Below are 17,998 nucleotides of genomic sequence, written 5' to 3' on the forward strand. Positions count from 1 at the left end.
ATCGGATTTTAGGCGTTCTGACCGGCGCGCGCGGCTTCGTAGAGATCGAGGCGGTAAACCTGTCCCGCCACGGACGAGGCCTCTGCGTCGGCGGCGACCTGGCCCCAGCGCGCCATCTGGCCCAGCAGCCAGGCGGCCTGCGCCGGGCGCGGGGCGTTGGCCCCGTCGCGATGGAAGATCACGTCGTCCAGACTGGCGGCGATAACCGAGCGGGGCGCGTCGACGTAGGGAGCGCCAGCCAGCAGACCCGAAAGCTCGCCGCGATGTTCGGGAGCGTCGCACCAGGCCGCGGCGGCGATCAGCGCCCGCAACAACCTGGCCAGGACCTCGCCGTTCTCCTCGGCCCATTCCTGGGTCACGCCCAGCACCTTGTCCGGCGCCCGCCCCCAGAGTTGCGAGGCGCGGACGGCGACACGCCCGGCGCCTGACGCCACCGCGACGCTGCTCCAGGGTTCGCCCGCGCTGAAGCCTTCGATCACCCCGTCGGCCAGCAGTTCGGCCATCCGCGATGGCGCGGCGACCGTCAGCCGGATGTCGTTGTCCGGGTCGACTCCGGCCGCCGCCAGCCAGTCGCGCAGCAGATAGTTGTGCACCGAGTACGGATAGACGACCGCGAAGGTGAGCGGGCTCGCCCCTTCCTTGCGCCGGCGCGCGATCAGTTTGGCGAGCGCCATCGCCTCGCCGTTCTCGCCCGGCGCCGCGGTGAGCCGAGTCGACAGCGTCACGGCCGCGCCGTTCAGGTTCAGCGCCATCGGCGCGATCATCGGCGTCGGCTCGCTGCCGGCCCCCATCGTCGCGGCCAAGGCCAGCGGCGCCAGCATGTGGGCGCCGTCGAGCGCCCCGACCGCGACCTTGTCGCGGATCGTCGCCCAGGACACCTCGCGGCTCAGCTCGACCCTCAGCCCATGCGCTTCGAAGAAGCCTCGCTCCTTGGCGATCACCAGCGGGGCGCAGTCGGTCAGGGGCACGAAGCCCAGTCTCAGGACCTCGCTGCGGCTCATGCGCCGTCTCCCTTCAGCACGCCCGCAAAGGCGAGCAGGTCCGCCGCGACCGCGCCCAGCGGCCGGCCGGTGTCCATCGAGAGCTTGCGGAGCAGCCGATAGGCCGCATCCTCCTCCAGCCCTCGCTCTTTCATCAGCAGCGCCTTGGCCCGATCGACCGTCTTGCGCGAGGCCAAGTCCGCCTTGGCGCGCTCCAGGTCCTGGCGCAGCTGGCTCATCAGCTGGAAGCGGGTCATCGCCACCTCGAGGATCGCGCGAACCCGGCCGACCGCGAGGCCATCGACGATGTAGGCGGCGACCCCTGCCCGCACCGCCTCTTCCGCCAGCCCTGGCTCGGAGCGGTCGACGAACATCACCACGGGGCGCGGGTTCGCCAGGCTGGTTTCCCGCAGGCTCTCGAGGGTGTCGCGGTCCGGGCTGTCTGCGGCGACCACCACAACGTCCGGACCGAAGCGCGCGACCTCCGCCTCGACGAACACTGCGGCCCGCCGGACCTCCAACGGTTCGACGCCGGCCAGGCCCTCGGCGACGAGGGCGGCCCGGGCGGGATCAGGATCGATGACGAGCACGCGCATGCCGCTCGACTAAGAGCGAGGCGCGGCGCTTGAGCAGGGGGCGAGGCCCTCCCTGGTTGTTTGCAACCTTGAAACGCCTATCGATCGGTCAGCCGGCGCCCGGTTTCTCAGCAGAATTGTCGCGCGACATGCACGCCAGCAGCGCATCGCGCTCGCCTAGCGTGTTCGCGCCGCGGATTCGCCCGACGACCGCCGGCGGGCAGGTCGGCCGCGCCAGTCCGGCGCGTTCGGCCAACCGAGCCAACGGCCAGCCGGGCTCGGCGTCGGCTGGCAAGGTCGAGAGACTCAAGACCATGGGGAGATGCAGTCCGGCGAAGGCGGCGCCGGGCTCTTTAGCCTCGATCAGCGGAGCCAAGTCCGAGGCCAACAAGGTCGGCGCGTCGACCGCGAGGACCAGCATGCGCATGCAGCCCGCCTGGCGCAAAGCCTGGGCCCCGGCCAGCACCCCGCCGACCGGCCCGCCCAGCGGCGGCTCGTCGCGGACATGCGGCAGGCCATGCGATGCGCCGCCGACGGTGATCACAGGCTTCGCCCCGACCGCCGCGGCCAGGGCGGCGACGCGCTCGACGGCGGTGATCCCGCCCCAGAGCTGAGTGGCCTTGTCGGCGCCCATCCGTCTGGAGGCGCCGCCTGTCAGGATCATCGCACCGAGCGCGGAGCTCATCTGGTCGGCGGGCCTAGCCGCACTTGACCTCTTTCACGACGCCGGTGGCTGCGTCGTACACGAAGTTCAGCCGCCGCGCATTGAAGTCCATGGTCATCGGGCAGGTCGTGCAGACCACGCGCTGCAGGTTCGGCAGCACCGGCACCGGGATCTCGGTCCGCGGACGGCCGACGAACTTCTGCGCCTCGGCCGCGCCGCACTGATCCGGCTCCTTCGGCGGCGGGGGCGGCGCAGGCGGCGGGGCCGGCTTCGGGGGCGCAGGCGGCGGAACCGGCGGGCTGTCGGCGCAGGCCGCCAGGGCCATCAGCGTCGCGCCAAGGATGATGAACTTCTTCATGCCTGTTTCTCCCATCCCCGCTCTTGTTGCTTCCAGTAGACCGCGGGATGCCCCTTGGCCTTGACCGCTTTCCACTGACTGCGCGCGAGCGCCAGCTGGGCGTCGTCGCGACCGTCGAACACGATCATGCATCGGGCGTACCCGACAAGGTCTCCCGGCTCGGCCCCGTCGACGACGAAGAGCACGTCGGCTTCGTTCGGATTGTCCATCTCCAGGGTCAGCAGGATCGGTTGACGCGCCTTCTGGGGCTCATCCGAGGTCCCGTGCGGCAGGAAGCTGTCGTCACGATAGGACCATAGCCAGCCGTCGAGATGCTCGATCCGGTCCGCCTCGCGCGCCCGCACGATCGCCTTCCAGCCGCGGCCGAGCGTGCGCTCAAGCAGGTCGGGCAGCACCTGATCCAATCCGGAGCGCTCCAGGTGGTAGAACCAGACCTCGCAGGGAGCCTCGCTCACGCGCTCGCCTTCAATCCCAGGAGCCGGGTCAGGGCGAGCATGGCGTTGGTCACCTCCGTCGGGTGCGCGGCCATGGACAGGTGATGCAGGTCGCGCCGCAGGGTCGGCCATCCTAGCCGCCGCGCCTCGCCCGCCTCCCGTTCATAGGCCTTCGAGAGCCGCAGGAAGCCCCAGCCGACGTCGCTCGGCAAGTCCATCTGCGGCGCGGTCTCCTCGAACCAAGCCAGCGGCGTGGCGGCGAGTTCGCCGATGAACCGTTCACGCAGCGGGCCTTCCGGCAACAGGCTCTCCAGCGCGCCGGGGGGAAACCACTGGTCCCAGGCCGGGACCATGCCGTCCTCCGCCTTGGCCTTCAGGCTCGCCACCAGGCCGTCGCCCGCGGTCTCGAACCAGCAGCGGCCGGGATGCGGCGGGATGGCGTCGACATAGAGTACGCCGCGGACCTGGCCCTTTGCGGCCGCGACGACGGAAGGCGCCAGCCCCCCCGCGGCCGAGTGAACGGCCAAGACGAAAGGGCCGCCCTGGCTCAGCACCTGGGCCGCTACGGCCTGAGCTGCGCTCGCGTAGTAAGGCGCCGCCAGCGCCGCCATCGGCGGGATCACCGGCCGCGTCGACTCGATCCCGCGCGCCGCCAGTTCGGCCGCGACCGGGCCCCAGGGCGCTGCGCCCGTCAGCGGGCTGTGAAGCAGGATGAATCGCATTGGGGTGCTTGTAACGCATATGCGGCTCGATGCTCCCCCTCTGGGGGAGCTGTCAGCCCATATAGCTGACTGAGGGGGACTTTGACCCTGCTGAGCGAGAGCAGTCCCCCTCCGTCTCGATGCTGCGCATCGATCCACCTCCCCCAGAAGGGGAGGATCTGATCGAGCCTCAGCCCTCGTACTTGTCCTGAACCATGCGGTTCAGCAGCCGAACGCCGAAGCCGGTCGCGCCGTCCGGGATGGTCGGGACGGTCGAGGGCTTCTTCCAGGCGGTCGAGGCGATATCCAGGTGCGCCCAGGGCACGTTGTTGACGAACCGCTGGATGAACAGCGCCGCGGTGATCGAACCGCCCGGCCTGCCGCCGGTGTTCTTCATGTCGGCGATCATCGAGTCGATGTTCTTGTCGTACTGCGCGGGCAGCGGCATGCGCCACAGCGGCTCGCCCTCGGCGCCCGAAGCCGCCAGCAGGTTGGCCGACAGTTCGTCGTTGTTCGAGAACAGGCCGGCGTAGTCGTTGCCGAGGCTGATGATGATCGCGCCGGTCAGGGTGGCCAGGTCGACCATGAACTTCGGCTTGAAGCGGTCCTGGCAGTACCAGATGGCGTCGGCCAGCACGAGGCGGCCTTCGGCGTCGGTGTTGATGATCTCGATGGTCTGGCCCGAAATCGAGGTGACCACGTCGCCCGGACGCTGGGCGTTACCGTCGGGCATGTTCTCGACCAGGCCGAGGATGCCGATGGCGTTGACCTTGGCCTTGCGGCCGGCCAGCGCGTGCATGAGACCCGCCACGGCGCCGGCGCCGCCCATGTCCCACTTCATATCTTCCATGCCGTCGGCCGGCTTGATCGAGATGCCGCCGGTGTCGAAACAGACACCCTTGCCGACGAAGGCGATCGGCTGGGCCGACTTGTCGGCCGCGCCATACCACTTGATGACCGCCAGCTGGCTCTCGCGGGCGCTGCCCTGCCCCACGCCCAGCAGGCTGCCCATGCCGAGCTTTTCCATCTCGGCCTCGCCGAGGATCTCGACCTCGAGGCCGAGACTCTCGAGCGCCTTCACCCGGCGGGCGAATTCGGCGGGATAGAGAACGTTCGGCGGCTCGGAGACCAGGTCGCGCGAGAACGCCACCGCATCGGCCAGCGCCGCCAGCGGAGCGAAGGCGGCGAGCGCCTTATCAGCGTCGTCGGCGACGATCTGGGCCTTGGCGATCGACGGCTTCTTGTCCGCCGGTTCCTTGGTCCGGTAGCGATCGAAACGGTAGGAAGCCAGGCGCACGCCCAGGCCCGCATGCGCCGATGAACCGCCGGCCGGCAGTTCGACGCGCAGAGTCGTCAGGCCCGAGGTCTTCACGGCGTTGTAGGCGCTGGCCGCTGCGTGCTCGGCGCCGACATCGTCGAAGCCGTCCTTCTTGCCTGCGCCGACCAGCAGGATGCGGCTCGCCGCCCCAGCCGCGCCCAGCACGTCCAGGACCTGGCCTTTGGCGCCGGTGAAGCGCTGGGCCGCGGCCGCACGCGCCAGCGCCCCGCCCGCCTGGGCGTCGGCCTGGCCGGCGGCGCCGTCCAGCACCGCGCCTTCGAACACCACCAAGGCCAGGGCGCTCTTCTCAGGAAGCGCCGCGCCAGCCGCGATGAACTCGATCTCCATCAGTCTCGAACTCCGAATAGAATTTGGGCCCGCGCCCACCTGGCTCGCAAGCTTGGCTGTTCTTGCGGCGGTTGTGTGACGCGGCGACGCATGATTTAGAGCAGGTTCACGTCCAGGGCGCGCAAAATCCCCGGCGAACCCCACTTTTCTGCCCATGCTGCTGATCGACCGTTATCTGCTCCGCCAGCTCCTCGGACCGACCGTGATGGCCACGGGCGCGCTGGCGGCTGTCGCCTTGCTCTCGCAAAGTCTGTCGGCGCTGGACCTGATCGTAGGCCAGCGGCAGAGCGCCCTCGTCTTCGCCAAGGTGACGCTGCTGGCCATGCCGCAGCTGGTCAACATGGTGCTGCCGATCGCGGTGTTCGTGGCGGCCCTGGTCTCGCTCAACCGGCTGCACACCGAGCAGGAAATCGTCGTCTGCTTCGCTGGCGGCATGAGCCGCTGGCGCGTGATCGCGCCCGGCTTGCGGCTGGCTTCGATGATCACGTTGCTGGCGCTGGTGATGAACCTCTGGATCCAGCCGCTGGCGGCCCGCGAAATGCGCGAGACGCTGTTCGAAGTCCGCACGGATCTGGCCTCGACCCTGATCCGCGAGGGCGAGTTCACGAACCCAGCCCCGGGCCTGACCGTCTACGCCCAGTCCGTCGACGCCACAGGTTTAATCCACAACCTGTTCATCCACCAGGAGAAGGACGGCGGCGGCGCCACTACGTACACGGCCGAGGAAGGCCGAATCGAGAAGCGCAACGGCAAGCCGGTTCTGGCCATGCATCGCGGCTCGATGCAGGAGTTCGATAAGGCCGACGTCCTCAACTACCTGACCTTCGACGACTATCCCTACGAACTCGCGCCGTTCATGCGCAGCGACGAGCTGATCCACTTCAAGCCGTCGGACCGCTATCTGCACGAGCTGCTGTTCCCCGACCTGACCCAGGACTGGGAGAAGCGGAACCAGCTGAAGCTGCTGGCCGAGGGCCATAACCGCATCGCCAGCCCGCTCTACAACATCGCGCTGATGGCGCTGGCCTTCACCGCGATCATCGGCGGCGGATTCAGCCGCATGGGCTATGGCCGGCGCATCGCGATCATCAGCGCGGTGGCGGTCGGGTTCCGGATCCTTGGCTTCGTGGTCCAGGCCGCGTCGGAAGAAGCCGCCTGGCTGAACGTGCTGCAGTACATGGTGCCGGTCGCGGCGACCTATGTCGGGCTGCGCGGCATATTCCGCGAAAAGGTCTCGCGTTTCATCGACATGCGGCTGAAACCTCATCGGATCAGCCGCCACGGGGAGGCCGCCGCATGATCGGCGCCGGCAAGCTCGAACGCTATGTGATGGGCCGCACCCTGGCCGGCGTCGGCGCGGCGCTGGCGGTGATCTCGGCGGTGATCATCCTGGTCTCCTTCGTCAACCTCTCGCGTGAGGTCGCGGTGCGCGCCGACGTGGGCGTCGCCCAGCTGTTCGGCCTGACCCTGCTGCAGGCCCCTTCGGTCGTGCTGCTGCTGTTGCCGTTCGTGTTCCTGTTCGGCGGTATCGCGGCCTATGTCGGCCTCAACCGCCGATCCGAACTGGTCGCCATGCGCGCAGCCGGCGTCTCGGCCTGGCGTTTCATCCTGCCGTCCGCGGCAGTGGCCTTCCTGATCGGCGTGGCCGTGGTGCTGGTGTTCAACCCCCTCGCCGCGACCTTCAGCGCCAGGTACGAATCCGACCGCGCCAACCTGATGGAGAACTACCTGACCGACGCGCCCAAGGAGGTGTGGCTGCGCCAGGGCGACGACCGGACTCAGATGGTCATCCACGCCAAGCAGCGCGACACCGAACAGGGCCGCGTGCGCCTGCGCTCGGTTTCGGTCTTCGTCTATCAGAAGGACCGCGCCGGCCGCCCTGAGTTCAAGCGTCGGCTGGAAGCGGCCGAGGCCCAGCTCTATCCCGGCTATTGGAAACTCTGGGACGTGCGCGAGGCCAGCGCCGGCGAGAGTTCCGTGCGCTCCGACTCGCTGTCGATCCGCTCGACGCTGGACGCCGAGTCGGCGATGGAGCGCTACGCGGCGCCGCAATCCGTCGCCTTCTGGCGGCTGCCCGACGCGATCCGCCTGACGGAAGCCGCCGGGTTCTCCGGCAACGGCTACCGGCTGCGTTTCCAGCAGCTCCTGGCCACCCCTGTGCTGTTCGCGGCCATGTCGATCCTAGCTGCGGCGTTCTCACTTCGCCTGGCGCGGCTTGGCGGGCTGGCGGGCCTGGCTGGGGCCGGCGTCGGGCTGGGCTTCATCGTGTTTTTCTTCAACGAGTTCTCGGGCGCGCTGGCCGGCGCCGACATCATCCCGCTGTTTGCGGCAGCCTGGGCGCCGCCTTTGGTGGCGCTGCTGTCGGGCGTCGCGCTGCTCTGTTACACCGAAGACGGTTGAATCGCCGGACTGACCGGCTATGCATCACGCCTTGGAGCTTTCTTCCGACGAAGGATGCTTCGGTCTCAGGGAGCCTTGAGCAAAGCCCGATCTAGGCGGATCGGGCTTCGCTCTAGGGTCCGCGCGAGGGGAGTTCATGAGTCTCGGCAGGCGTTCAGCCTCAGCCAAGCGCGGCCTGCTCGCGGGCGTGGCGCTGATGGTGTTCTGCGGCGCGGCCCAGGCGCAGGAGGCCGCGCGCGCGGCCCCGCCGTCGCCCGACGGCCTCGCGCCCGGTCAGCTCTACATGGAAGCCGACCTCGTCATCCGCGACGACAAGAACAAGATCACCACGGCCAAGGGCGAGGTCGAGGTCCGTTACCAGGGCCGCACGCTTCACGCCCAGGAGCTGATCTACGACGAGGCCAAGGGCCTGATCCGGGCCCGCGGCGACACCTCGATCATCAACGCCGACGGGTCGGTGCAATACGCCGATGAGATCGTCCTCGACGACGAGATGAAGGCCGGGGTAGCGACGGGTTTCTCATCGCGGCTGCAGCAGAACGTGAAGATGGCGGCGGCCAGCGCCGTCCACCGCTCCAACACCATCAACGAGCTGAATCGCGCGATCTACACGCCGTGCGACATCTGCGCGACCGATACCAAGACCGCCAAGTCGCCGACCTGGTCGATCCGGGCAGACAAGGTCGTCCAGGATAAGCAGCGCCAGCTCGTCTACTACCGAAACGCCGTCATCCAGGTGAAGGGCGTGCCGCTGATCTACCTGCCGATCTTCTGGCATCCGGATCCGCAGGCGGAACGCAAGTCCGGCCTGATGCCGCCTGAAATCTCGTTCTCCGACCGCCGTGGCGTGTCGTACGAACAGCCCTACCTATTCGTGCTGTCGCCGTCTGCGGATTTGACGCTAAGTCCTCAAATCAACACGAAAGTTAACCCGCTGCTTAATGGAAAGCTGCGCAAGCGGTTCTATTCCGGCGGGCTCGAGGCGCGGTTCGGCTACACCTATGACGACGACATCGCCGCCCCCCAGGGCCAGAGCGGCGACGAGACCTCGCACAGCTACATCCTGGCGTCCGGCGCCTTCGCCATCAATGACAAGTGGCGCTGGGGCTTCACCGCCGAGCGGACCTCCGACGACCTGCTGTTCGACAAGTACGACATCGGCGGCGTCTACGAGGCGCGCGGCCCCTACGTCGCCGACGACCGCCGCCTGATCAGCCAAGTCTATACGATCCGCGAGGACCAGCGGTCCTACTTCTCGGCCGCGGCCTTCACCATCCAGGGCCTGCGCCCGGACGACAACGACCGCACCTTCCCGATCGTCGCGCCGCTGATCGAGTCACGCTGGGAAGCGGAGCCGGCGGTCCTGGGCGGCCGTTTGCGGGTGCGCGCCAGCGCCGTCGCGCTGACCCGCGATCAGTCGCCGATGAACGCGCCGCCGCAGCGGCTCGACGGGCTCGACAGCCGCCGCGCCACCGCCGAGGTCGATTGGCGCACCACCTTCGTCTCCAAGGCCGGCGTGGTTGTCTCGCCGTATGTCCAGGCCCGGATCGACGCCTACTCGATCGACGACAACCTGCAAGGGGTGCTGTCCAACGGCTCACGCTCGGACAGCCTGATGCGCGGCCTCGGCGTCGCCGGGGCTGATGTAAGCTATCCTTTCTTCAAGCGTTACAAGAACTTCACCGCAGTTCTTGAACCAATTGTTCAAGTTGCGTTGTCGCCCGACGTCAAGCAGGTCGTGCTTGGCTATGACACGACGGGCGCGCCGATCTATCTGAACGAAGACGGTCTCGCCTTCGAGTTCGATGAGACCAATCTCTTCCGGCCCAACAAATTCCCCGGCTACGATCTCTACGAGGACGGCATTCGCGCCAATGTCGGCGGCCGGGCGTCGATCCTCTGGGACGATGGCCGCAGGGCCAGCTTGCTGATCGGCCGCTCGCTGCGCACCGAGGACAACGACGTCTTCACCCAGGCCAGCGGCCTGCGCACCAAGTCGTCCGACTGGATCGTAGCGGCGTCCGCAGAGCCGATGCGCGGACTGTCGCTGTTCACCCGGGCCCGGCTGGATTCGGAGGACTTCGACCTGGCCCGGGCGGAGGCTGGAGCCAACGTCAACTCCAAGTGGGGCTTCGGCTACGTCCGCTATCTGCGCGACCGATCCAGCCCGATCGCGACGGACACGAACGGCAGGGTCGAGAATTTGGACCTGGGCGGCGAAATCTACGTCACCAAGAACTGGTCGTTCACCGCCTACGGCAACCGCGATCTGCAGGCCGACGCCTGGGTCGTCCGCGATATCGGCGTCGCCTATCGCGACGAGTGCCTGCGGCTCGACGTCTACTATCGGCGCGAAGACGCTATCGGCAATCGCCTGGGCGCGACGGAGTCTGTCGGGTTCCGCCTAACCCTCGCCACATTGGGCGAACCGATATATGGCAACTGACAACCGCGGCCGCCCTGAGGCGCCGCCCGCTACGGCTACGCTAAGGAAGACCTCATCCATGATCCGCGCGCGTAAAGTCACGGGCCTTGCGGCGCGCGGCGTCGCCTTGGCCGCCGCCTTCGCCGCCGCGGCTGCGCCGCAGTACGCGTTCGCCCAGGCCCCCGCCGCTGCTCCGGCGACCGCCGCGCCTGCGCCCGCTGCACCCGCTGCGCCGCGCGGCCTTTCGGAGTCGGTCGCGGCCGTCGTCAACGACGACATCATCTCGACCTACGACCTGGCCCAGCGCATGCGCCTGCTGATCGCCACGTCCGGCATCCAGCCGACCCAGCAGAACATCGCCCAGTTCCAGCGCGAGGCCCTGGTCTCGCTGGTCGACGAGCGCCTCCAGATCCAGGAGCTCCGTCGCCAGGAGAAGGAACAGAAGATCTCGCTCATCGCCGACCGCGCCGAGATCGACGAAGAGCTGACCGACATGGCGCGCAACAACAACATGTCGCTCGAGCAGTTCACCAACTCGCTCGCCGGCCAGGGCATTGGCGTCGAGACGCTGCGTGAACAGGTCCGCGCCCAGATCAGCTGGCAGCGCTGGATCCGTGGCCGCTACGGCTCGCGTCTGCGGGTCGGCGAAGATCAGGTCAAGGCGATGCAGCAGCGCATGGCCGCCGCCGCGTCCAAGCCGCAGTACCAGATCAGCGAAGTGTTCATCGACTCCAACCGGGTCGGGGGCATGGAGACCGCCGTCAACGGCGCCACCCAGCTGATTTCCCAGATGCAACAGGGCGCCCCCTTCCCCGCGGTCGCCCGGCAGTTCTCGGCCTCGGCCACCGCCGCCAATGGCGGCGACGCCGGCTGGGTGAGCGCCGGCGAAATGGCGCCGGAGATCGATGCGGCGCTCGAGCAGATGCGTCCGGGTCAGCTGTCGCAGCCGATCTCCGTCCGCGACGGCGTCTACATCATCTTCCTGCGCGACAAGCGCTCGGGTTCGACGGCGTCCGTCGTCCACCTGAAACAGGCCGCAGTGGCCCTGCCGCAAAGCGCCACTGAGGCCCAGGTCGCGGCCGCCACCGCCACGCTCGAAACCGTCCGCAGCCAGGTCACCAGCTGCAACGACATCGAGGCCAAGGCCTCCAAGGTCAACGGCGTCGTCGCCGGCGATCTTGGCGAGACCGAGATCAAGGATCTGGCGCCCGCGTTCCGCCAGGCGGTCGAGACGCTGGAAGCGGGTCAGATCTCCGGGCCGATCCGCACCAATGCGGGCCTTCACATCCTGGCGGTCTGCGGCAAGCGCGCCGGCGGAGCCGAAAGCTTGACCGCCGAGCAGATCGAAAGCCGGCTCTATGGCCAACAGCTCAGCATGATCGCGCGGCGGTACATGCGTGACCTCCGGACGTCGGCGACGATCGAGACCCGGTGACCGCGCCCGACCAGCCGCCGCTCGCCCTCACCCTCGGCGATCCCGCCGGGGTAGGCCCGGAAATCACGGTCAAGGCCTGGAACCAGCTGCGCCATGAAGGCCCGGCCTTCATGGTGGTCGGCGACGTCCAATCGGTGGCCTCCGCCTCCGGCGCCAGCATGCGCACTGTTCGCCGGGTGACGACGCCCAAGGAGGCGGTCGCAGTGTTCGGCGAAGCGCTGCCGGTCCTCGACATCCCCCTGCGCAGCCCGGTCATCGCCGGCCAGCCGTCGTCGACGGCGGCCTCGGCGATCATCCGCTGGATCGAGACTGCGGTGGGCCTGGCCCTCTCAGGGGCGGTCAGCGGCGTGGTCACGGCCCCGATCGCCAAGGCGCCGCTCTATGCCGCCGGCTTCGGCTTTCCTGGCCATACCGAATTCCTCGGCGAACTGACGGCCGGCGCGGCCTATGAGGGCGCGCGCGGCCCGATCATGATGCTGGCGGTGCCGGGCCTGCGCACGACTCTCGTCACGGTCCATGAGCCGATCTCCAAGGTGGGCGCGCTGCTCAGCGTCGATGCGATCGTCAACGCCGGGCTCGTGACCGCCCAGGCCCTGCGCCGGGACTTCGGGATCTCCGAGCCGCGGCTTGCGGTCGCCGGGCTCAATCCGCATGCCGGCGAAGACGGAACTATCGGCCGCGAGGATGTCGAGATCATCGCCCCGGCGGTCGCGGCGCTGCGGGCCCAAGGCGTCGCCGCCGCTGGGCCGACCCCTGCCGACAGCCTGTTCCACGAGGCCGCTCGCGCGCGCTTCGACGCTGCCGTCTGCATGTACCACGACCAGGCGCTGATCCCCGTGAAGATGCTCGACTTCTGGGGCGGCGTGAACGTCACGCTCGGCCTGCCGATCGTCCGCACCTCGCCCGACCACGGCACGGCGTTCGACATCGCCGGACGGGGCCTGGCGCGCCCGGACAGCCTGATCGCCGCCATCCGCATGGCCGCCGAGATCGCCGCCAATCGCGCCGCCTGAGTTCGGCGCGCCGGCGATCGGTTCCGTCGTGCGCGACTTGCCGACTCCAGCCGGACATGTCCTCTTGCCGCCGGTCTGTTCCGGGGGAATTCCACGTCATGCTCAATCGTCGCCGCCTGCTCGCCGCCTCCGCCGGCGTCGCCAGTCTCGGAACCCTCGGCCAGGCCCGCGCCCAAGGCGGCGCCCAGGCTCAGGCGGAAGCGATCTATGACCGCATCTTCGAAGGCATGCTGGCGGCCGATCCTCTCAATGCTTCGGGTCTTGGTCTCGACAAGGACGCCCGCGCGCCGCTCAAGTCCCGCGTCGGCGACCGCTCACAGGCCGGGCGCATGGGCTCCTTCCAACCGCTGATCGACGCTCGCGACGCCCTGAAGGCCGTCGACCGTTCGGCGCTCTCGGGCCGCAGCGTCACCGAGTACGACACCGTCACCTGGTACGCTGATCGTTGCGCCGAGGGCGCGCGCTTCGCGTTCGTCGGGGTGGATTCCTACGACTATCCCGTGCCCTACGTGCTCAGCCAACTCACCGGCTGCTATCAGAAGGTTCCGGACGCGCTCGACACCAAGCACGTGATCGAGACCGAGGCCGACGCCGACGCCTATCTCGCCCGCCTCACCGACTTCGCCAAGGCGATGAACGACGAGACGGCCCGCGCCAAGGACAACGCCGCCCCCGGCCTCGTGCCGCCCGACTTCATCCTCGACAAGGCGCTGGCCCAGATGAACGCCCTGGCCGCTCAGAAGGGCGAGAGCTCGGGCCTGGCCGCCTCGGTCGGCCGCCGCGCCGCGGAGAAGGGACTCGGAACCGATTGGGCCTCCAAGGCCGCAACGATTGTCGATGGACCTGTGGCCCAGGCCCTCGGCGCCCAGATCGCGCTGCTGACCGAACAGCGCCGCACGGCCGTGCATGACGCCACCGTCTCGCGCCAACAGATCACGGCGGCCTTCTACGAGTACGCGCTGCGCTTCCACACCACGACCAACCTGACGCCGGACGCGGCCCATAAGATCGGCCTGGAGCAGGTCGCCGACCTCACCGCCCGCCTTGATCCGCTGCTGAAGGCCCAGGGCCTGACCCAGGGCACGGTCGCCGCCCGCCTCGACGCCTTCGCCAAGGACCCGGCCCAGTTCTATCCGAACACCGATGGCGGCCGTCAGGAGCTGCTGGCCGAGTTGAACCGGCAGATGGCGGCCGTGAAGGCCGCCGCGCCGAAGATGTTCAACACCATCCCCAAGGGCGGCATGGAGATCCGGCGCGTGCCGCCGGCCATCGAGATCGGGGCCCCGCGCGGCTACGCCGAAAGCGGCTCGCTCGACGGCTCGCGGCCCGGGACCTACTACATCAACCTGCGCGACACGACCGAATGGGCCAAGTGGGCGCTGCCCACCCTCACCTATCACGAGGCGGTCCCCGGGCACCTGTTCCACGGCGCGCTGGTGCAGGAGGCCGGCGCCTCGCCGATGCTGTTCAAGAACATCGGCTTCACCGCCTATGGCGAGGGCTGGGGTCTCTATGCCGAGCAACTCGGCGACGAGCTCGGCATGTACGACGCCTATCCCGCCGGCCGTATCGGCTGGCTGCAGTCGTTCCTCTACCGCGCCGCCCGGATCGTCCTGGACACCGGCATCCACGGCAAGGGCTGGAGCCGCGAGCAGGCCATCGCCTACATGCGTGACACCGTCGGCCTGCCGCTCGGCGCGGCGGAGAACGAGATCGACCGCTATGTCGTCTGGCCGGGTCAGGCCTGCGGCTACAAGATCGGCCATACCGAGATCGACCGCCTGCGTTCCAAGGCCAAGGCGGCCCTGGGTCCGAAGTTCGACATCAAGGGCTTCCACGACGCCGTGCTGCTCGGCGGTTCGCTGCCGCTGGCCGTGCTCGAGCGCGTGGTCGATCAGTGGACGGTGTCCCAGCGCTGATGAAAGACCCGGCCGACCTCGCCCGTGAGCTGACCATCGACTTCGTCGGCGGCGCGGTCGGCCATCGTCACCGTTTCGGCGGCGGCCGCGGCCAGGATCTGCCGCGCGCTGCGGGCTTCGTGAAGGGGGTCACCCCCACGATCATCGATGCCACGGCGGGCCTGGGCCGTGACGCCTTCCTGCTCGCCTCGCTCGGCGCGCAGGTGACGCTGATCGAGCGCTCGCCGCACGTACACGCGCGCCTCGCCGCCGGGCTGCAGGCTGCAGCCGACGATCCGCGAACGGCGGAGGTCGTCGCGCGCATGACGCTGCTGCACGGCGATGCGCGCCTGCTGCTGCCGACCCTGGCCGCCGACGTGGTCATCGTCGATCCGATGCACCCTGAGCGCACCTCCACCGCCCTGGTGAAGAAGGACATGCGCCTGCTGCGCGACCTGGTGGGGACCGACCCGGACCAGCTCGAACTGATGCAGGCCGCGCTCGCCTGCGCACGCAAGCGGGTCGTCCTGAAGTGGCCGCGCAAGGGACCGCCGATGCCGGGTCTGCGAGCGCCGTCGCACCAGATCGTCGGCAAGACCCTGCGCTGCGACGTTTTCATGACGGCCGCCGCCTGAGATAATGGGCTCATGAGCGTCGCCTTCACCAAAGAGGGAGACAGCGAGTCGGTCGCCGCCGACCTCCCTGATCGCCCGATCTCTCCACACCCGAACCTGGTCACCGCCAAAGGTCTGGCCGAGATCGACGACGAGCTCGCCAAGGCTCGCGCGGCCTACAGCGCCGCCCAGACCGCGGGCGACGTGCACGCCGACCGCACCGCGATGGCCCGCGCCACCCGCGACCTGCGCTACTACGGCGCCCGTCGCGCCAGCGCCCAGCTGGTCGAACCCGACCTGTCGATCGACACAGTTCAGTTCGGGCGCAGCGTGACCTTCGAGCGCGAGGACGGCCGACGGCAGACCTACGCCATCGTCGGAGAAGACGAGGCCGATCCCGCCAGCGGCTCGGTGTCCTACATCTCGCCCCTGGCCCGGGCCCTGCTCGGCAAGACCCTCGGCGACCTCGCCGAGGTCAACGGCGCCGAAGTCGAGGTGATCGCGATCAAGTGATGCCGGCGATCTGACCTGCCGGCGAACCGATCTACAGCACAGGTGTTGTCCTTTGAGCTCGCCGCCCGCCACCGGGCGACGCCGTGAGGAGTAGACATGACGCCCCCGAACCCCCGCTCGACGCCTGCAGCCGACCGCGCGCCCAGGGGGGCGAGCGCGCCGCGCCAGCGCCGCAGCCTGGAGCAGATCATCGAGGGGGTGCGGCGCCAACGCCGACACATCATGATGCTCGACGGCGCTGATCCGCTTCGTGGCGGCGTCGCCGACTAGCCTTCGGCCAGCAGACCCAGCAGCACGTCGACGCAGGCGGCCGAGTTGCGCGCCGCGGCCTCGACCATCTCGTCATAAGTCAGGTGGCTGTCGGCTCCGGCCAGGTCCGAAAGCGTCCGGATGACGTAGAGCGGCGTGTTCCAGGCCCGCGCCACGACCGCCACGGCCCCGGATTCCATGTCGATGGCGTCGGCCCCCAGTCGCGCATGCAGTTCGTCGCGCGTCACCGGGCAGTTCAGGAAGTAGTCAGCCGTGACCACTCCGCCGAGGCGCGCGTCCAGCCGTCCCTGCATCGCGCTGGCCAGCCGCGTCAGGACCTCCCGCACGACAGCGTCCACGGGTTCAGGCGCGCTCAGCACCGGCGCTCCGACCGGGATCACCCCGTAGGCCGTCGGCGTGAAGGCGCCGGCTGTGACGATCCCGTAGTCGTGCACCGCCAGCCGCTCGGCCAGCAGCACCGAACCGACCCCAAGCGCCGGGTTCAGCCCGCCGGCGACGCCAGAGAAGATCAGGCTGCGCGCCCGGAAGACCGACAACAGCAGCGTCGCCGCAGCCGCGGCGTTGACCTTGCCGATCCCCGCCTGCGCCAGCACCACGGCTTCGTTGCGATAGAGCGCCCGCCAGACCTTGGTCGGTCCGTGGACTTCCGGCTGCGGATCGGCGTGCAGGACGTTCCGAAGGGCGTCCATTTCTTCCGGCGTGGCGCAGAGGATCGCGTGCATGGGCTCCGCTTAGCACGACCTCAGCGCCGCTGCCCCTCTTCCGCGGCGCGCAGCACGAAGGCCAGGATCTCGGCCACCGCGACATAGAGACGCTCGGGGATCTCGGTCTCCAGCTCGATGGTCGACAGCGCCTGCGCGAGCACCGCGTTCTGCTGGATGGGCACGCCGTGCGCCTGCGCCGCCTCGATGATCTTCTGGCCGATCACGCCGCGGCCGCTGGCCACCACGCGCGGCGCGTGCGGCGCGTCATAGGTCAGGGCGACGGCCAGGGTCTTGCGTGGGTCCTGGCTCATGAGGTCTGGTCCACCAACTGGCCGGCTTGCGGGTCGGCGATCCGCGGCGCGCCGGAGTGCACGGCGATCTCGGATCGGAAGTCGGCACGCGCCAGAGCGGCGCCGAGCAGCTCGCGGCCCTCCTCAAGTCGCGCGAACCCGGTCTCGCGTTCGGCCCACAGCCCGACGATCGCCTGGCCGCCGGCCAGCGACACCCGCGCGTGGATCGGTCCCAGCGGCTCGATGTCCAGCGAGAACACGGCGCGCCAGGTCGGCTGGTTTTCCCCACCCTTGCCGCGGCCGTCACGGCTGATCTCGAACTGCGCCACCGCCGCGCCCTGAGGGGTGGTGAACGGCATTTCGAACATCCAGCGGGTCACCTGCGACTCGACCGGGTGATCTTCGCCGGCCGGCATAGAGGCGATCTGCAGAAGCTCCTGCCGGGCGACCGCGCTCTCGGTCTCGGCGAGCAGCCGCTGGCCGATCTGGCTGGGCGCGGCGTCGGCCGGCAGACTCGGACTGGCGGCCGGCTGGGCCCTCGGCCCGCCCGCGCGATAGGGCGGCGGCGGCGTGCGCGCCGGAGCCCTGGCGTCCGGCGAGCGCGGGGCGCCGGCCAGCCAGGCGCTCAGCGCCTGGCGCAGCACCAGCAGCCCGGCCTTCATGTCCTGGCCCATCGGCGACACCTGCGGCGCGGCCGCCAGCTTCGCCTCCAGGAACAGCCCCGACTGCGACAGCGCCTTGGCGACGTCCGGGCCGCCGACCCGTGCATCAAAGGGCGTCGCCTGGGCCAGCACCTGCGCCGCCGCAGAGCGGACGGGACTGGGCAGGGCCGGATTTCCAGCCGCCTGGGTAAGGTCCGCCATCAACGGCGCGAGCCCGCCCTGTCGCACCGCCGCCTGCTGAGCGGTCTGGGCTAGAAGCTGGGCCTGCACCTGTCCCGGATCGATGTCGATCGACGGCGCAGCCGGCGGCGTCACCGGAATCACCGGCCGCACCGGCGTGACCGGTATCGCCACCTGCGGCGTCAGCGGGCCTTGGATCGGGGTGATCGACACGAA

Annotated in this window: 19 protein-coding genes; 9 read left to right on the plus strand and 10 right to left on the minus strand. The window is 69.3% G+C overall.

Features of this window, described 5'->3' with window-relative positions; translation table 11 throughout:
* Positions 1 to 8: 8 nt before the first annotated feature.
* From ACSQ2H_RS11450 to ACSQ2H_RS11480, 7 genes are all read right to left on the minus strand, one after another.
* Positions 9 to 1,001, minus strand: coding sequence for a CmpA/NrtA family ABC transporter substrate-binding protein (locus ACSQ2H_RS11450; protein WP_436061517.1), 993 nt, complete (start codon positions 999 to 1,001; stop codon positions 9 to 11).
* The gene (locus tag ACSQ2H_RS11455) at positions 998 to 1,576 is read right to left on the minus strand and encodes an ANTAR domain-containing response regulator (RefSeq protein WP_436061518.1); all 579 of its coding nucleotides are present in this window, start codon (positions 1,574 to 1,576) and stop codon (positions 998 to 1,000) included. Before ACSQ2H_RS11455 ends, ACSQ2H_RS11450 begins: the two co-directional genes overlap by 4 nt.
* Positions 1,577 to 1,664: 88 nt before the next feature.
* Entirely contained in the window at positions 1,665 to 2,240 is a 576-nt protein-coding gene (gene mobA / locus ACSQ2H_RS11460) for a molybdenum cofactor guanylyltransferase (RefSeq protein WP_436061519.1), read from the minus strand.
* Positions 2,241 to 2,253: 13 nt separating this feature from the next.
* A complete protein-coding gene (locus tag ACSQ2H_RS11465) occupies positions 2,254 to 2,577 on the minus strand; it encodes an I78 family peptidase inhibitor (protein WP_436061520.1) in 324 nt (107 codons plus the stop codon).
* The gene (locus ACSQ2H_RS11470; protein ID WP_436061521.1) at positions 2,574 to 3,032 is read right to left on the minus strand and encodes a DNA polymerase III subunit chi; all 459 of its coding nucleotides are present in this window, start codon (positions 3,030 to 3,032) and stop codon (positions 2,574 to 2,576) included. Before ACSQ2H_RS11470 ends, ACSQ2H_RS11465 begins: the two co-directional genes overlap by 4 nt.
* Positions 3,029 to 3,733: a hypothetical protein gene (locus ACSQ2H_RS11475; RefSeq protein ID WP_436061522.1), complete on the minus strand. Its 705-nt coding sequence runs from the start codon at positions 3,731 to 3,733 to the stop codon at positions 3,029 to 3,031. Before ACSQ2H_RS11475 ends, ACSQ2H_RS11470 begins: the two co-directional genes overlap by 4 nt.
* A 169-nt stretch (positions 3,734 to 3,902) precedes the next feature.
* Positions 3,903 to 5,378 (minus strand): leucyl aminopeptidase, encoded by a 1,476-nt coding sequence (locus ACSQ2H_RS11480; RefSeq protein ID WP_436061523.1) that lies wholly within the window; start codon positions 5,376 to 5,378, stop codon positions 3,903 to 3,905.
* Between the two features lie 154 nt (positions 5,379 to 5,532).
* On the opposite strand from ACSQ2H_RS11480, the gene lptF reads away from it, so the two are divergent.
* From lptF to ACSQ2H_RS11525, 9 genes are all read left to right on the plus strand, one after another.
* The gene (lptF, locus tag ACSQ2H_RS11485) at positions 5,533 to 6,678 is read left to right on the plus strand and encodes an LPS export ABC transporter permease LptF (protein WP_436061524.1); all 1,146 of its coding nucleotides are present in this window, start codon (positions 5,533 to 5,535) and stop codon (positions 6,676 to 6,678) included.
* Positions 6,675 to 7,778, plus strand: coding sequence for an LptF/LptG family permease (locus ACSQ2H_RS11490; protein ID WP_436061525.1), 1,104 nt, complete (start codon positions 6,675 to 6,677; stop codon positions 7,776 to 7,778). Before lptF ends, ACSQ2H_RS11490 begins: the two co-directional genes overlap by 4 nt.
* A gap of 136 nt (positions 7,779 to 7,914) precedes the next feature.
* Positions 7,915 to 10,224 carry an LPS-assembly protein LptD gene (locus ACSQ2H_RS11495; protein ID WP_436061526.1) on the plus strand — a complete coding sequence of 770 codons (2,310 nt, stop codon included), beginning with the start codon at positions 7,915 to 7,917 and terminating at the stop codon, positions 10,222 to 10,224.
* Positions 10,225 to 10,282: 58 nt separating this feature from the next.
* Positions 10,283 to 11,638, plus strand: a complete 1,356-nt coding sequence (locus tag ACSQ2H_RS11500) for a peptidylprolyl isomerase (RefSeq protein ID WP_436061527.1) — start codon at positions 10,283 to 10,285, stop codon at positions 11,636 to 11,638.
* Positions 11,635 to 12,651, plus strand: coding sequence for a 4-hydroxythreonine-4-phosphate dehydrogenase PdxA (gene pdxA, locus ACSQ2H_RS11505; RefSeq protein ID WP_436061528.1), 1,017 nt, complete (start codon positions 11,635 to 11,637; stop codon positions 12,649 to 12,651). Before ACSQ2H_RS11500 ends, pdxA begins: the two co-directional genes overlap by 4 nt.
* 98 nt (positions 12,652 to 12,749) lie before the next feature.
* Positions 12,750 to 14,570: a DUF885 domain-containing protein gene (locus tag ACSQ2H_RS11510; protein ID WP_436061529.1), complete on the plus strand. Its 1,821-nt coding sequence runs from the start codon at positions 12,750 to 12,752 to the stop codon at positions 14,568 to 14,570.
* The gene (locus ACSQ2H_RS11515; RefSeq protein ID WP_436061530.1) at positions 14,570 to 15,184 is read left to right on the plus strand and encodes a class I SAM-dependent methyltransferase; all 615 of its coding nucleotides are present in this window, start codon (positions 14,570 to 14,572) and stop codon (positions 15,182 to 15,184) included. Before ACSQ2H_RS11510 ends, ACSQ2H_RS11515 begins: the two co-directional genes overlap by 1 nt.
* A 12-nt stretch (positions 15,185 to 15,196) precedes the next feature.
* Complete coding sequence (greA, locus tag ACSQ2H_RS11520; RefSeq protein WP_436061531.1) at positions 15,197 to 15,676, plus strand: transcription elongation factor GreA; 480 nt, start codon at positions 15,197 to 15,199, stop codon at positions 15,674 to 15,676.
* A gap of 96 nt (positions 15,677 to 15,772) precedes the next feature.
* Entirely contained in the window at positions 15,773 to 15,946 is a 174-nt protein-coding gene (locus ACSQ2H_RS11525; protein WP_436061532.1) for a hypothetical protein, read from the plus strand.
* Here ACSQ2H_RS11525 and mtnN read toward each other — a convergent pair.
* The 3 genes from mtnN to fliK are packed head-to-tail and all read right to left on the minus strand — an operon-like array spanning position 15,943 to position 17,995.
* Positions 15,943 to 16,668: a 5'-methylthioadenosine/S-adenosylhomocysteine nucleosidase gene (mtnN, locus tag ACSQ2H_RS11530; protein WP_436061533.1), complete on the minus strand. Its 726-nt coding sequence runs from the start codon at positions 16,666 to 16,668 to the stop codon at positions 15,943 to 15,945. The genes ACSQ2H_RS11525 and mtnN overlap by 4 nt on opposite strands.
* A 20-nt stretch (positions 16,669 to 16,688) precedes the next feature.
* Positions 16,689 to 17,036, minus strand: coding sequence for an EscU/YscU/HrcU family type III secretion system export apparatus switch protein (locus ACSQ2H_RS11535; protein WP_436063566.1), 348 nt, complete (start codon positions 17,034 to 17,036; stop codon positions 16,689 to 16,691).
* Positions 16,958 to 17,995 (minus strand): flagellar hook-length control protein FliK, encoded by a 1,038-nt coding sequence (gene fliK, locus ACSQ2H_RS11540; RefSeq protein ID WP_436061534.1) that lies wholly within the window; start codon positions 17,993 to 17,995, stop codon positions 16,958 to 16,960. Before fliK ends, ACSQ2H_RS11535 begins: the two co-directional genes overlap by 79 nt.
* Positions 17,996 to 17,998 lie beyond the last annotated feature (3 nt).

The organism is Phenylobacterium sp. LjRoot97, assembly GCF_964254345.1.
Taxonomy (GTDB): domain Bacteria; phylum Pseudomonadota; class Alphaproteobacteria; order Caulobacterales; family Caulobacteraceae; genus Phenylobacterium.